General features: G+C 72.5%; 9 protein-coding genes and 4 tRNA genes. 9 read left to right on the top strand and 4 right to left on the bottom strand.

The features are described 5' to 3' along the window. Nucleotides 1-115: 115 nt before the first annotated feature. Together BLW14_RS15430 and BLW14_RS15420 are read right to left on the bottom strand one after the other, a co-directional pair. Nucleotides 116-592, bottom strand: a complete 477-nt coding sequence (locus tag BLW14_RS15430; RefSeq protein WP_256333003.1) for an ATP-binding protein — start codon at nucleotides 590-592, stop codon at nucleotides 116-118. 314 nt (nucleotides 593-906) lie between these two features. Continuing rightward, entirely contained in the window at nucleotides 907-1,743 is an 837-nt protein-coding gene (locus BLW14_RS15420) for a glycerophosphodiester phosphodiesterase family protein (protein ID WP_093707858.1), read from the bottom strand. 190 nt (nucleotides 1,744-1,933) lie between these two features. Between BLW14_RS15420 and BLW14_RS15415 the strand changes: the two genes are divergently transcribed. The 6 genes from BLW14_RS15415 (at nucleotide 1,934) to BLW14_RS15390 (ending at nucleotide 6,966) form a co-directional block, all read left to right on the top strand. After that, nucleotides 1,934-3,436: a S1C family serine protease gene (locus tag BLW14_RS15415; protein WP_093707857.1), complete on the top strand. Its 1,503-nt coding sequence runs from the start codon at nucleotides 1,934-1,936 to the stop codon at nucleotides 3,434-3,436. A 52-nt stretch (nucleotides 3,437-3,488) separates the two neighbouring features. Next, nucleotides 3,489-3,573 (top strand) — tRNA-Ser (locus BLW14_RS15410). 82 nt (nucleotides 3,574-3,655) lie between these two features. After that, nucleotides 3,656-3,730: transfer RNA gene (locus tag BLW14_RS15405), tRNA-Trp, on the top strand. A 233-nt stretch (nucleotides 3,731-3,963) separates the two neighbouring features. Then, nucleotides 3,964-4,275, top strand: coding sequence for a hypothetical protein (locus BLW14_RS15400; RefSeq protein WP_093707856.1), 312 nt, complete (start codon nucleotides 3,964-3,966; stop codon nucleotides 4,273-4,275). A gap of 199 nt (nucleotides 4,276-4,474) precedes the next feature. Further along, nucleotides 4,475-5,128 (top strand): SigE family RNA polymerase sigma factor, encoded by a 654-nt coding sequence (locus BLW14_RS15395; protein ID WP_093707855.1) that lies wholly within the window; start codon nucleotides 4,475-4,477, stop codon nucleotides 5,126-5,128. Between the two features lie 188 nt (nucleotides 5,129-5,316). Continuing rightward, a complete protein-coding gene (locus BLW14_RS15390; RefSeq protein ID WP_093707854.1) occupies nucleotides 5,317-6,966 on the top strand; it encodes a long-chain fatty acid--CoA ligase in 1,650 nt (549 codons plus the stop codon). A 130-nt stretch (nucleotides 6,967-7,096) separates the two neighbouring features. Here BLW14_RS15390 and BLW14_RS15385 read toward each other — a convergent pair whose 3' ends face one another. Together BLW14_RS15385 and BLW14_RS15380 are read right to left on the bottom strand one after the other, a co-directional pair. Next, the gene (locus BLW14_RS15385; protein WP_093707853.1) at nucleotides 7,097-11,557 is read right to left on the bottom strand and encodes a response regulator; all 4,461 of its coding nucleotides are present in this window, start codon (nucleotides 11,555-11,557) and stop codon (nucleotides 7,097-7,099) included. Between the two features lie 213 nt (nucleotides 11,558-11,770). Then, entirely contained in the window at nucleotides 11,771-12,226 is a 456-nt protein-coding gene (locus tag BLW14_RS15380) for an SSI family serine proteinase inhibitor (RefSeq protein WP_093707852.1), read from the bottom strand. Between the two features lie 198 nt (nucleotides 12,227-12,424). On the opposite strand from BLW14_RS15380, the gene BLW14_RS15375 reads away from it, so the two are divergent. From BLW14_RS15375 to BLW14_RS15365, 3 genes are all read left to right on the top strand, one after another. After that, nucleotides 12,425-12,515, top strand: a tRNA-Ser gene (locus BLW14_RS15375). 160 nt (nucleotides 12,516-12,675) lie between these two features. Continuing rightward, nucleotides 12,676-12,748 (top strand) — tRNA-Arg (locus BLW14_RS15370). A 300-nt stretch (nucleotides 12,749-13,048) separates the two neighbouring features. Beyond that, nucleotides 13,049-14,260, top strand: coding sequence for a helix-turn-helix domain-containing protein (locus tag BLW14_RS15365; RefSeq protein ID WP_093707851.1), 1,212 nt, complete (start codon nucleotides 13,049-13,051; stop codon nucleotides 14,258-14,260). Nucleotides 14,261-14,327 lie beyond the last annotated feature (67 nt).

Below are 14,327 nucleotides of genomic sequence, written 5' to 3'. Positions count from 1 at the left end.
CGGTCTGGCCCGCGAGCCTAGCCGCCCGGCCGCCCACCGGCGCACCACTCGGCCGCCCGCCCGTCCGGGCCCGCGCCACCGGCCTTCTCGGGCCCGCCGGCCCCGGTCCGCTTCCTCAGCCCACGTCGTCGAACGCTTCATCGAACGCGTCGGAGAAATCCAGCCCGTCGAAGCCCGGGACGACGGTGGGCCGCTGCGTACTCGGCAGTCCGCCCATACCCGCCGCCCGGCCGTTGCCGCGCCGTTCGCCCGGGCGCCCGTGGGAGCCGTGGCCCCCGTCGACGAGCACCCAGACGGTGACCTCGCCCGAGGCGTCGTCGCGCACGCCCCACTCCTCGGCCAGCGCGCCGATGATGTTGAGCCCCCGGCCGCCGCGGGCAGTCACCGAAGGCGTGGCCGGAACCGGCCGAGTGGGACCGCCACCGTCCGTCACCTCGACGGTCAGCCCGCCCGTCCTGTCGACGCGCCAGGCGACGCGCACGGCGCCGTCGCCCCTCTCGGTCTGCCATCCCAGCGGCCTGCCGTGCCGGCAGGCGTTGCTGAGCAGCTCGGAAAGAATCAACACTGCGTCGTCGACGACCGAATCCGACACCCCGTTGCTGCGCAACTGCTCGCGCATCCGGTGCCGCGCCTGGCCCACGCCCGCAGGACCATGGGGAACGGCCATGCTCGACGACGTGGGCACCTCTTGTGCCACCACCAACGCCACCCCCGAGACCTCCTTTGCCCCCACGCCACGGAGTGGATGCCCTCCTGAGCTGTGCCGGAAACCGGCCAGTGGTCTGCCAGTGACGCACTCGACACGAACGGGCACACTCCGAGTGCGCCGGTGTACTCCCCGTAGTTGATCCGGTGATGCGCAGATGGGTTCATGCGCAGATGGGCATATGTAACGGTTCGCTGATGTTACGAACGGCCCAGTTGGGCCATGACCTGCTTGGGGCGGTTGGTGATGATGGCCTCGACCCCGAGCCGTACGCAGAGCTCGACGTCCTCCGGTTCGTTGACCGTCCAGACGTGCGCCCGGTGCCCGGACCGATGCAGGCGCTCGACGTAATCGGGGTGGCTGCGCACGATCCGCATGCTGGGGCCGGCGATCCGGGCACCGGCCGGGAGCCGTCCGTCGCGCAGCCGGGGCGACACGAACTGCATCAGGTACACGGTGGGCAGATGGGGTACGGCCGCCCGGACGCGGTGCAGGGAGCGGGCCGAGAAGCTCATGACGCGTACCGGCGCGGGCATGTCCGTGGGCGGGGGCGCGTCGAGCTCGAAGCGTTTCAGCAGGTGCAGGAGCCGTTCCTCGACCTGCCCCGCCCAGCGCGTCGGGTGCTTGGTCTCGACGGCCAGCTGGAGGGGCCGCCCGGCCGCTCTTGTCTCGACGAGCAGTTCGAGCAGCCGCTCCAGGGTGAGCACGGAGGTGAGCTCGCCCGGCACCGGGTCCCAGTCCGGCGACTCCGTCTCGTCGCGGTCCTTCCAGGAGCCGAAGTCGAGGGCGGCGAGCGCGTTCAGCTCCAGGGCGGAGACCGCGCCGCGACCGTTGGACGTACGGTTCACCCTGCGGTCGTGTACGCAGACGAGGTGCCCGTCGGCCGTGAGGCGTACGTCGCACTCGAGGGCGTCGGCACCGTCCTCGATGGCCTTCCGGTACGCGGCGAGCGTGTGCTCGGGGGCGTCGTCGGACGCGCCGCGGTGGGCGATGACCTGGATGGGATGCTGCTGCCGTGCTCGATTCACCCGGGTCATGGTGTCACCGCGGGAACACGGCCGTGCGCACCTTGCGACGCGGGGCCGTTTTGTCCGATGTAAGGGTCGTGCGCAGATGCACAGGTCCTGCTTACAGTGGCCTGACGTGTTGTGGGAAAAGCTGACTCCAGACACGTACACAGCGGATCTCTTGCCGAATGACTGATGTGGAACCGAGGAGTAAAGAGCTGTGAGCACAGAGAACGAGGGCAACGAGGGCACCGGGGCCGAGTCCGCCTCGTCCGTTCCGTCCGCACCTCCCGTGCCGGCCGACGCTCCCCAGGCGCACCCGCAGGACGCGCCCCCCGTCGCGTCCCACCCGGACGCCACGGAGACCCGGCAGCAGCCGGTCCACCCCGCGCCCGAGCAGCAGGCTGCCGCGCCGTCGCCCGCGCCGGAGCAGACGGCCGCGTTCCCGACGACCCCGCAGTACGCGCCCCCGCCCCCGCCGCAGTCCGCGGCCGACGCCGGCTGGCCCCCGCCTCCGCCCGCATTCCCCGCGTACGCCCACGGGGCGCACGGCGGCGGTAACGGCCCGGTCTGGGGCCCGCCCGGCGGAACGCACGCGCCCGACGCGCCGCGCAAGCGGGGCGCGGGCGGCCTGGTCGCGGCCGTTGTGGTGGCGGCGCTCGTGGCCGGCGGCATCGGCGGCGCCCTCGGGTTCTGGGCGGCCGACCGGAACGACGACTCCGGCTCGACGACGGTCTCGGCCTCGGCCAACCCGCAGGACCTCAAGCGCGACCCCGGCACGGTCGCCGGTGTGGCCGCCAAGGCGCTGCCCAGTGTGGTCACGATCGAGGCGCAGGGCGGTGACGGCGAGGGCGGCACGGGCACCGGCTTCGTGTACGACAAGGAAGGCCACATCCTCACGAACAACCACGTGGTGGCCTCCGCGGCGGACAGCGGCCAGCTCACGGCGACGTTCTCGAACGGCAAGAAGTACGACGCCGAGGTGGTCGGCCGGGCCCAGGGCTACGACGTGGCCGTCATCAAGCTGAAGAATCCGCCGCAGTCCCTGACCCCGCTGCCGCTGGGCAACTCGGACCAGGTGGCGGTCGGCGACTCGACGATCGCGATCGGCGCCCCGTTCGGCCTCTCCAACACGGTCACCACGGGCATCGTCAGCGCGAAGAACCGCCCGGTCGCCTCCGGTGACGCCGGCGGCGGCAGCAACTCGTACATGAGCGCCCTGCAGACCGACGCGTCGATCAACCCGGGCAACTCCGGTGGTCCGCTGCTCAGCTCGGGCGGCGCGGTCATCGGGATCAACTCGGCGATCCAGTCGACCGGCAGCTCCGGCCAGAGCCAGGCCGGCTCCATCGGCCTCGGCTTCGCGATCCCGATCAACCAGGCGAAGACCGTCGCCCAGCAGCTGATCAAGACCGGCCAGCCGGTCTACCCGGTCATCGGCGCCACGGTGACGATGGACGAGAAAAGCGGTGGCGCCGTCATCTCGGACCGCGGCACGGGCGGCACGGACGCGGTCACGAAGGACGGCCCGGCGGCCAAGGCGGGTCTGCGCGCGGGCGACGTCATCACGAAGTTCAACGACACCCCCATCGACAGCGGCCCGACCCTGATCGGCGAGATCTGGACCCACAAGCCGGGCGACCGCGTCACCCTCACCTACGAGCGCGACGGCAAGTCGGCGACGGCCGAAGTCACCCTGGGGCAGCGCAAGGGCGACAGCTGACCGGCTAGGCTGTTCCCGCGCCGAACCGGTCTCACCGACCGCGCCGGCGCGGGGTGGGTTGCCCGAGCGGCCTAAGGGAACGGTCTTGAAAACCGTCGTGGCGCGAGTCACCGTGGGTTCAAATCCCACACCCACCGCAGGTGAACGGCCCTCGACCGGGCGTATCGGTCGGGGGCCGTCGCCGTGGGCGCAGGGGCTTCTAGGATGGCCGGCGGGGGCGGGGTCGTAGCGCAGAGGTCGTCGCGCGCGGTCTCCAAAACCGTGAGGACGCCGGTTCGAATCCGGTCGGCTCCGCCTTCGCCTTTCCCGCTTCGGGCGGCGCTTACGCCGACGTCGGGCGCATGGTTCGCCCCAGGTCAGGGGTTTGGGGTTCGTTCCTCACGCTTGCGGGGGAATCGGAAGCTGTGGGTGGTTCGCCGGTGGGGCGGTGGGCAGTTCTGGTCCGCGACGTCGTGATCGACACCGGGCGGGCGGCCGCCGGCCCGGGTTCAGCCTCAGCCCTATTTCCGGTTCCTGGAGGAACAGACATGGCAAGCATCCGTACCGCTCGTGCCCTCGCCGTCGTCGCCGCGCTGCCTCTCGCCGCCGTTCTCCTCGGCGGAGTGGCCCAGGCGGACAACGGCTCGTTCGCGGGCAACGGATCGAACGCGGGCGTGGCCACGATCAGCGGCAGCGGGGTCGGCAGGGACAACGCGGGCAACTCGTCGACCTCGCAGCAGCAGGCGACCGGTGCCGGGGCGTCGAACCAGAGCAACTCCGCGCAGGTGAACGGCTCCGGCTTCACCGACATCGACCAGTCCACGTACAACCTGGCGGTGAACTTCACGAACCTCTGGTGAGCCCCGGCCCCGTGCGCGGCCCGGTCGGGGGGCCGGGCCGCGCACGGGGTGCGCACCTCAGGGGTGACCCCGACTCCCGGAGTGCGGCGCCCTCCACCTACAGGAGGTGGACGGGCGCCCGGTCCTACACCCTGAGTCGGACGCGGTTTCGGGACCTGGGGGCGATCCGGGCGAGGGGCCCCGCTCCTAGCGTGGAGCCATGACCACGCCAGTCCGTACGAGGACCTCCGGGGGAGCCGCACCGGCCTGCACGTCGGCTGCGGTACGCACGTTCGCGCCGGCACGCGCTTCCGCCCCGGTACGCAAGCCGGGCACCCGCGCCTCGCACGGTGCGCGCGCGTCGGCGGCGCCGCACCTTCCGTACCCCTCGTTCACGTCGTTCGTTCAGGCGCGCGGCCCGGTGCTGCTGCGGGCAGCGCGCTCGCTCACCGCCAACCCGAGCGACGCCGAGGACCTGCTGCAGACGGCGCTCACCAAGACGTACGTCGCCTGGGACCGGATCGAGGACCACCGGGCACTCGACGGCTATGTGCGCAGGGCCCTGCTGAACACCCGGACCTCGCAGTGGCGCAAGCGCAAGGTCGACGAGTTCGCCTGCGACGAGCTGCCCGAGCAGGAGGCGGCCCCCGGCCCCGACCCCGCGGAGCGGCAGTCGCTGCACGACGCGATGTGGCGCGCGGTGCTGAAGCTGCCGGCCCGGCAGCGGGCCATGGTCGTCCTGAGGTACTACGAGGATCTGAGCGAGGCGCAGACCGCCGAGGTGCTCGGTGTGTCCGTCGGTACGGTCAAGAGCGCGGTCTCCCGGGCGCTCGGCAAGCTGCGCCAGGACCCGGAGCTGACCCCGGTCCGCTGAGTGCGGCCACCGAGCCTTCCGTACACGGGCCCCACACAAACGGAATCGATCCGTCCGCCACCGTCCCGGCCGGCGTGACATTGCGGGACGACGTCGATTCGTACCCTCGGGAGTAGTGACATACCGCTCGGTATGTGCGCAGAATCAGCGGAACCCTACTGCCGCGTAGCGCCCACCGGGAGGACGCCGTGCTCAGCACCATGCAGGACGTACCGCTGACTGTCACCCGCATCCTGACGCATGGGATGACGATTCACGGGAAGTCGCAGGTCACGACCTGGACCGGAGAGCCGGAGCCGCATCGGCGCAGCTTCGCCGAGATCGGCCGGCGCGCCACGCAGCTCGCCAACGCCCTGCGCGACGAACTCGGCATCGACGCTGATCAGCGGGTCGCCACCCTCATGTGGAACAACGCCGAGCACGTGGAGGCGTACCTTGCCATCCCGTCCATGGGCGCCGTCCTCCACACGCTCAACCTTCGCCTCCCCGCCGAGCAGCTGGTCTGGATCGTCAAGCACGCCGACGACAGGGTCGTCATCGTCAACGGCACCCTGCTGCCGCTCCTCGCGCCGCTGCTTCCCCAGCTGACATCGCTCGAACACGTCATCGTGTCCGGCCCGGGCGACCGCTCCGTCCTGGAGGGGGCGACGGTGCGTGTGCACGAGTACGAGGAGCTGCTCGCCGGCCGCTCCACCAGCTTCGACTGGCCGGAGCTGGACGAACGGCAGGCCGCCGCCATGTGCTACACCTCCGGCACGACCGGCGACCCCAAGGGCGTCGTCTACTCCCACCGCTCGATCTACCTGCACTCCATGCAGGTCAACATGTCCGAGTCGATGGGGCTGACCGACAAGGACACCACCCTCGTCGTCGTCCCGCAGTTCCACGTGAACGCCTGGGGTCTGCCGCACGCGACGTTCATGTCCGGCGTCAACATGCTGATGCCGGACCGTTTCCTCCAGCCCGCCCCGCTCGCCGACATGATCGAGCGCGAGCGCCCGACGCACGCCGCCGCCGTCCCCACCATCTGGCAGGGCCTGCTCGCCGAGGTCACCGCCAACCCGCGCGACCTCACCTCCATGGCCAACGTGACGATCGGCGGCGCCGCCTGCCCGCCCTCGCTCATGGAGGCGTACGACAAGCTCGGTGTGCGCCTCTGTCACGCCTGGGGCATGACCGAGACGTCCCCGCTCGGCACCATGGCCAACCCGCCCGCCGGTCTGACGGAGGAGCAGGAGTGGCCCTACCGCGTCACCCAGGGCCGCTTTCCCGCCGGCGTCGAGGCACGCCTCGTCGGGCCGGGCGGCGAGCACCTGCTGTGGGACGGCGAGTCGGCCGGTGAGCTGGAGGTGCGCGGCACGTGGATCGCGGGCGCGTACTACGGCGGCGCGGACGGCGAGGCGCTGCGCCCCGCGGACAAGTTCAGCGAGGACGGCTGGCTGAAGACCGGTGACGTCGGCGTCATCAGCGAGGACGGCTTTCTCACGCTCACCGACCGCGCCAAGGACGTCATCAAGTCCGGCGGCGAGTGGATCTCCAGCGTCGAGCTGGAGAACGCCCTGATGGCGCACCCGGACGTCGCGGAGGCTGCCGTCGTGGCCGTCCCGGACGAGAAGTGGGGCGAGCGCCCGCTCGCGACGGTCGTCCTCAAGGAGGGCGCCGCCGCGGACTACGAGTCGCTGCGCGCCTTCCTCGCCGAGTCCGGCATCGCGAAGTGGCAGCTGCCCGAGCGCTGGTCGGTCATCCCGTCCGTGCCGAAGACGAGCGTCGGCAAGTTCGACAAGAAGGTCATCCGCAAGCAGTACGCGCAGGGCGAGCTGGACATCACACAGCTCTGAGCCACGGTCCGACAGAGCGAGGGCGGTAGGGGTGCGTTCCCGTACCGCCCTCGTCCTATGCCTCCGTACGCTGGTCAGTCGACGCGTACGCGCAGTGCGCCCCGGGCGCGCGCCCTCAGTCCGTGCGCCGTCAGTTGGTGCCGATCTTCGCGAGCAGGTCGACGATGCGGGACTGCACCTCGTCGCTCGTCGAGCGCTCCGCCAGGAACAGCACGGTCTCGCCCGAGCCGAGCCGGGGCAGCTCGGACCGGTCGATGTCGGCCGAGGTGTAGACGACCAGCGGGGTGCGGTTGAGCTGTCCGTTGGCGCGCAGCCAGTCCACGATTCCGGCCCGCCGGCGGCGTACCTGCATCAGGTCCATCACCACCAGGTTCGGCCGCATCCGGGTCGCCAGCGACACGGCCTCGCTGTCCGTCGCGGCGCACGCCACCTGCATGCCCCGCCGCTCCAGCGTCTCCGTCAGCGCGACCGCGATGTCCTCGTGCTCCTCGATCAGCAGGACGCGCGGCGGGTGCTGTTCGCTGTCGCGCGGTGCGAGCGCCTTCAGGAGTACGGCGGGGTCGGCGCCGTACGCCGCCTCCCGCGATGCCTGCCCCAGACCGGCCGTCACCAGTACGGGCACCTCGGCGGCCACCGCGGCCTGCCGCAGGGACTGCAACGCCTTGCGGGTGATCGGCCCGGTCAGCGGGTCTACGAACAGCGCGGCGGGGAACGCCGCGATCTGCGCGTCCACCTCCTCGCGCGAGTGCACGATCACCGGCCGGTAACCGCGGTCGCTCAGCGCCTGCTGCGTGGAGACGTCGGGCGCGGGCCAGACGAGCAGGCGGCGCGGGTTGTCCAGTGGCTCGGGGGGCAGCTCGTCGTCGACGGGCTGCGGGGAGGGCCGGTTCGCGACCTCGACCGCGCCGCCGGGACCGTCCAGCGGCTCGGGACCCTCGGCCGCGCCCTCGTCGGGCGCCCCGATGGCGTACGCGCGGCCCTCGGCCGCCGGCGCGGAGAGCAGCTGCCCGGACCCCTGCCCGTGCACGGTGCCGCCGGTCGCCGGGGCCGGGGGTGCGGGCTGCGGGGCGGCCGGAGCCGGCGCGGCGGGCGCGGGAGCGGCGAGCGCGGGGCGCTCCTCCTGGCCCGCATCGGGCTCGGGCGGCGCGGCCAGCTTGCGGCGTCGCCCGACGCTGCTGCCGCCGCCGAGCGTCTGGTTCTGCTGGTGGGCGATGTGCTGGGCGAACGGCACGCCCTGCCCGAGCGTGCGCACGCTGAACGCGCGCCCCTGCGTCGAGTCCGGCGATTCCGGCATGGGCGCCTCGGCGGGCAACGGCTGCCGCCGCGCGTCGGGCGTGGGCGCCGGCGTCCGGGGACGGGCCGGGGATGCGGTGGGCGCGGCTGCGGTGGGCGCCGCCGCGCCGGTGGTGTGGGCGGTCGCACCGGTGCTCTGCGTCTCCGGCACGGCGGGGCCCTGCCCCGAGGCGTCGTCGTCCCAGGCGCCGGGGGGCGCGACGGGCGCCCCGAGGCTCGGGTCGCTGGGGGCGTCCGGCGCGACCGGGGTGCCCGCGGGAGGTGTGGACTGTGCGGGCTGCGGGAAGGGCGGGGCCTGGGCGCCAGGGGTATTCGGTGCCGTCGGTGCAACCGGGGTCCCCGCGGGAGGTGTGGACTGTGCGGGCTGCGGGAAGGGCGGGGCCTGGTTGCTGGGGGCGGCCGGTGCGACTGGGGTTCCCGTGGGCTGCGCGGGCTGGGGGAAGGGCGGGGATCCGTCGCCCTGGACACCCGGCGCGGACGGGGCCACCGGGACCCCCGCCATCTGCCCGGGCAGTGCGAACGGAGCCGGCTGCTTCTCCTGCGCACTCGTGTCCCCGTGCCGGGCGCGCCGCCGGCCGGTGGGCGCGGGCTGTACCTGCGGCGGAACGGGGGCGTGCTCCGGCGCCCCGGCCGGAGCGTCGGGCGCGACGGCCGGAGCGTTGGGCGCGGCGGCGTCGGGCGTACCAGGCGCCCCGGCTCCGGGCTCATACGTACCGCCGGAAGCCTCACGCGTACCCACGCCGACCTCGTACGAACCGCCCGGGGCCCCACGCGTACCAGCAGCGAGTCCCGAGCCCTCCGGCTCCATGCCCTCCGCCGGCGCGCGGTCCGCGTCGGCGGGCGGGAGGGCGAAGGGGACGCGGGGGCCGGCGTCGGCGGCGGCGCGGTCCTGGGCGGCGGCCAGCGCGCGGCGGGCGCGTCGGCCGGTCGGCTGCGGTGCCGGTGCGGGCAGCTCCGGGGAGGGGGCCACCGCGCCGGGAGCCGGACGGGCCGCCTGGTCGAGGTTCGAGAAGGCGGCGGGGGCGGCGGACTCGATGGCGTTCACGACGGGGGGCAGGGCCAGCCGGCCCTCCTCGCCCGGGTTACCCCGGTGCCCACCGGCCGCGACCGGGACCTGCGCCTCGGCCGGAACGCCCTGCGGCGGCACGGTCTGCCCGCGCTGCGGCCGGGCACCCGCACCCTGCGCACCCTCGGCGGCAGTCACCACGGACCCCTCCGACGGAGCGGCCGAGGGCAGCGCGAGGGCCTGCCCCGGAGCGCCCGTCTCGGCGGGGCTGGGGCGCCCGCGACGGCGTCCGGAGCCCTCGGCGGCCTGCTGGGCGGGGATCAGCTCGTTCGGGGCGGCCTCGGGAGCGGGGGCCGCACGGCGCGCACGCCGGCGCCCGGTCGGCGCGGCCGCGCCGGTGTCCTCGGCCGTCTCCAGTTCGCCGGTGCCGTCGGAGCCGCCCACGGGGCTGTCCAGGAAGGCGTCGGTGGACGAACGCCGCGCCCGTCGCCGCCCCCTGCCCGCCTCGGGGCCATCGGCCGGCGCGGGACCCGCATGATCCGGCTCCCCGACGGGAACGGACTCGGGTGCCACGGGGGGAGCTGCCTCCACCTGTGGCACCGCAGCCGGCTCCGGCGGTGCCACCGTCCCCGCACCGGCGCCGATCGGCACCTCGAGGACGTACGCGCTGCCGCTCATACCAGGCATCTCGTGCGTCTGGAGCACACCGCCGTGCGCGCGGACGATTCCGCTGACGATCGGCACGTGCACCGGGTCTCCCCCGGCGAACGGCCCACGCACCTCGATGCGTACGACGTCACCGCGCTGGGCGGCGGCGACCACGACGGTCGAGTCGACGTAACCGCCACCGGGCACGACCCGCGCCTTGCCTGTCGAATCGACGCCGGCGACATCCGCGACGAGGTGGGCGAGGGCGGTCACCAGGCGTCCGGCGTCGACCTCCGCCTCGATCGGCGGGGCGTGCACCGCGAACTGAGCGCGCCCCGGCCCGATCAGCTCGACCGAGGCGTCGATGCCGGCCGTGACGACCCCGTCGAGCAGCACCCGCGTCTTGACGAGCGCCTCCGCGCCGCCGTCGAGGCGCTGGTAGCCGAGCACGTTGTCGATGAGCGTCGTCATACGCGCGTAACCCGCGGCCAGGTGGTGCAGGATCTGGTTCGCCTCGGGCCACAGCTGGCCGGCCGGGTCGGCGGCGAGCGCGGAGAGTTCGCCGCGCAGCTCCTCCAGGGGGCCGCGCAGCGACTCGCCGAGTACGGCGGTGAGCTGGGTGTGCCGGGCGGTGAGGTCCGTCAGCCGCTCGGTCTGCTCCTCCAGTTCGGAGGCGTAACGCTCGGTGCGGTCGGCCAGCTCCGCGGCGTGCGCCTCCTTGAGGGCGGCGAGCTCGGCGGCATGCCGTTCGGTGAGCTCGGTGACCTCGGCGGTGTGGCTCGCGGTCAGCTCGGCGACCTCGGACTTGCGCTGCTTGTCCAGGTCTTCGTAGGGGCGGCGGTCGGTGAACGTCATCACGGCGCCGACGAGCTGGTCGCCGTCGCGGACGGGCGCGGTGGTCAGGTCGACCGGCACCTGTTCCCCGCTCTTCGACCACAGAACCTGGCCGCGCACCCGATGTTTGCGTCCCGACTTCAGCGTGTCGGCGAGTGGGGACTCCTCGTACGGGAAGGGCTCGCCCTCCGCGCGGGAGTGCAGGATCAGCGGGTGCAGCTCCTGGCCGCCGAGATCGCTGGCCCGGAAGCCGAGGATCTGCGCGGCGGCGGGGTTGACCAGGACGACCCGGCCGTCCGTGTCCGTACCGACGACGCCCTCGGCCGCGGCCCGCAGGATCATCTCGGTCTGGCGCTGCGAGCGGGCCAGCTCGGCCTCGGTGTCGACGGTGCCGGAGAGGTCGCGCACGACGAGCATCAGCAGCTCGTCGCCCGTGTAGCTGCCCCCGTACGAGCCCTGGACGTCCTTGTACGCCGCCTGCCCGTCCTCCAGGCTGGCGCTCGTCACCTCGACGGGGTACTCGTTGCCGTCGGTACGCCGCGCGATCATGCGCGTGGGCTTCGTACGGCCCCGCTCGTCCGCAGCCTCGGGCCGGCGCATCGACCCCGGGATCAGCTTGGAGTCGAACTCCGGCAGCAGATCGAGCAGCCCGCGACCGACGAGCGCGGTGCCCGGCGTCTCGAACATTTCGAGGGCGATGGTGTTGGCGTTGACGACCGTACCGTTGCAGTTGACGAGCAGAAGCCCGTCCGGAAGGGCATCGAGTATGGCTGCGAGGCGAGCAGCGCCTCGGGATGGCCTGCTGCTCACGACGACGCTTCCTCCCTGATTACTGCACCTTGCCGACAGCGGGCCCCATCCTGCCCCTCGGGCCTCAGGCTGTCACTGAAGGAGTCTAAAGGCAGGGGAGGCGCGTGGGGCTGCGGATGAGGGGGAGCTCTCACCAAGATTTGGTGCATTCGGTGTACGGCTCCGACCCGCGCCGGGCCCCGCGGGGAGCCGCCGCGGGGCCTCGGGCGCGGCTCACCGCACGTTCGGCAGGACCGGTCGCAGGCCGTTCCACCGGGCGATCTCGCAACCGTTGGTCCGCCTGAACGTGGCGTCGACGTGGCGCCCGTGCCAGGTCCCGGTGACCCGGGCGGTCGCTTCCCCGCCGTACTGCTGCGTACACATCGCGTCCCTGGACACGGGTGCGAACGGGTCCGTCCCCTCCCCCTCCAGCTGCCCCAGCCGCTCGCACGCCTGCGCCGCGACCGGATGCGTTCCCCCCGCCGGCCCGCACTCCAGCTCGTACCTCCCGTCGGCCTCCGGGTTGCCGGAGCCGGCGACGACGACGGTGAGCCGGGTGCCCGCGTCGTCCTGGAGGAGCGGCAGGGACAGCGGCAACGGGAGGGGGCCGGACGCGGCGGTGGCGGCGGGCGCGGCGGCGGACAGCGCGGCGAGGGACGCGACAGCGGTGAGGGCGAGACGGCGCATCATTGCGGACTCCTGTGGCGGAAGAACCTGCGGGGGCGGCGCCCCCGCCCTGCCTAACGCGCGACGCGCCCCGGCGTTGCGCACGGCAACCGCTTTGCCCTCCCGGCCGACCGCCTAGTACCGTAGGCCGCGATTGGTGGCGCAGCGTGCAGCTGTGTCATCATCTGCACGCACCATCCGCGTTCGCGCGGGCGTTGCGCTGGAGGCGTCGCCTAGTCCGGTCTATGGCGCCGCACTGCTAATGCGGTTTGGGGCTTACCCCCCATCGAGGGTTCAAATCCCTCCGCCTCCGCACCACCACGAAGCCCCGGTCCCCAGGACCGGGGCTTCGCCCGTTCCCGGCGTCTGCCCAGCTCAGGCCGGGTCCGGGCAATGGATTTCGCGTCCCGGCGCAGGTCATGTAATGTTGTTCTCGCAACGCCAACGGGGCAGAAAAAACCCCGGAAGCACAAGCACTCGTAGCTTAACGGATAGAGCATCTGACTACGGATCAGAAGGTTGCAGGTTCGAATCCTGCCGAGTGCACAGCAGACGAGAGGCCCCCAGGACAAATCCTGGGGGCCTCTCGCGTTGCCCGTACAGCACGAAGTGCAGCAACCGTGTCAGCCGCTCGGAGGATGAGAGGGGCGGGGATCTACGGCCTGCAACATAGTCCCGAGGTGGCTCCCGGTGACCTTTGTGCCCGCCCCTCTTGACCGCGGACCTCGAAGGTTCTCCGACCGGTCTCTATCCACCGGGCAACCTAGCAAGCACGGGGCCTGGCCGGCTGATGTGCGGTGGGTTGTTGATCGGTGAGGGTGCTGGGTCTCCGCGTACCGTGGCTGTGTGGCGAGTGATGAGTTGGGGCGGACTCTGCGGCGCTTGCGGCGGCTGGCTTCGTTGACGCAGGAGGAGCTGGCCGAGCGGGCCGGGGTCTCTGTTGATGTGGTCCGGCAGCTTGAGCAGGGGCGGAAGCAGTCGGCTCGGCTTCCCACGCTGCACGCGTTGGCGAATGGGCTGGGCGTGGAGCTCACCACGTTGTTGGGGGACCCGCCTGCTGTCGCTTCGGGGGAGAACGACGGGCCGCGGTTCGTGGCTGTGCGGCGGGCGATCATGCCCGTGCTCGGGGGGCCGGAGCCGGAGGTGCCCGGGGACGGCTTCTCGTTGGAGCGGTTGCGGGAGCGGATCGCGGCCGGGTGGACGCAGTACCACTCCGCCGAGTTCGACACGGTGATGAAGGCGTTGCCGGATCTGATCGCGGATGCGCGTACAGCTACTGCTTCGGCCGATGGGGAGGTGCGGCGGGCCGGGTTCGGTGCCTTGGGGAAGGCGCTTCAGCTTGCTGGGCATGTTGCCGTGCGGATGGGGAAGACCGACCTGGCGCTGATCGGTCTGGAGCGTGCGATAGAGGCCGCAGGGCAGGCGGGAGATCCGCTGCTTGTGCCGATGATCGTCAATTCGACGGCTTGGACGTATCAGAGGCAGGGAAGGCTGGACGACGCGTTGGGCATCGCGCTCCGCCATGCCGATGACCTGGTGGGCGAGGGCCGGCTCGACACCGCCGACGGGTTGAAGGTCTGGGGGGCGCTGACCATGAGCGCCGCCACCTCTGCGGCGCGGAGTGGGGACTACGAGCGTGCGGCGGCGATGATGGAGGCCGCGGAGAAGGAGGCTGTGCGCGTCGCCACACTGCCGGACGGTGGTGACAACCGGATGGTCAGTGTCTTCAGCCCGTCCTCCGTACGTATTGAACGGGTCCGGCTGGCTGTGCAGTACGGGCACCCGCAGGAGGCCCTGGCGCTGGCCAAGGGGATGCGGCTGAGCAGGGACACACCGCCGTCCTGGCGTACGTGGCTGCTCCTGGACGTGGCGCGTGCGCATACGGACACCGGGGACGCGGCCGGCGCCGTGAAGACTCTGGAGTCCCTGCGGCGGGTGGCCCCTACCTGGATGCAGCACCACACGTTGGCCGTGGCCATCGTCCGGGATCTTTGGGCTCTGCCCAACCACCCTGCGGGGCTCCGGCCGTTGGCGGAGTTCTTGGGCGTTTGCGAATAGCGTGGTGAAAGTGGGACGTGGCGTCCCTGTCACCGCTTCCTGCATGTCGCTTCCATGAGCGGACAGC

The organism is Streptomyces sp. 2131.1, assembly GCF_900105515.1.
Classification (GTDB): Bacteria; Actinomycetota; Actinomycetes; order Streptomycetales; family Streptomycetaceae; genus Streptomyces; species Streptomyces drozdowiczii.
This window is presented reverse-complemented; position numbering and strand designations above follow the sequence as displayed.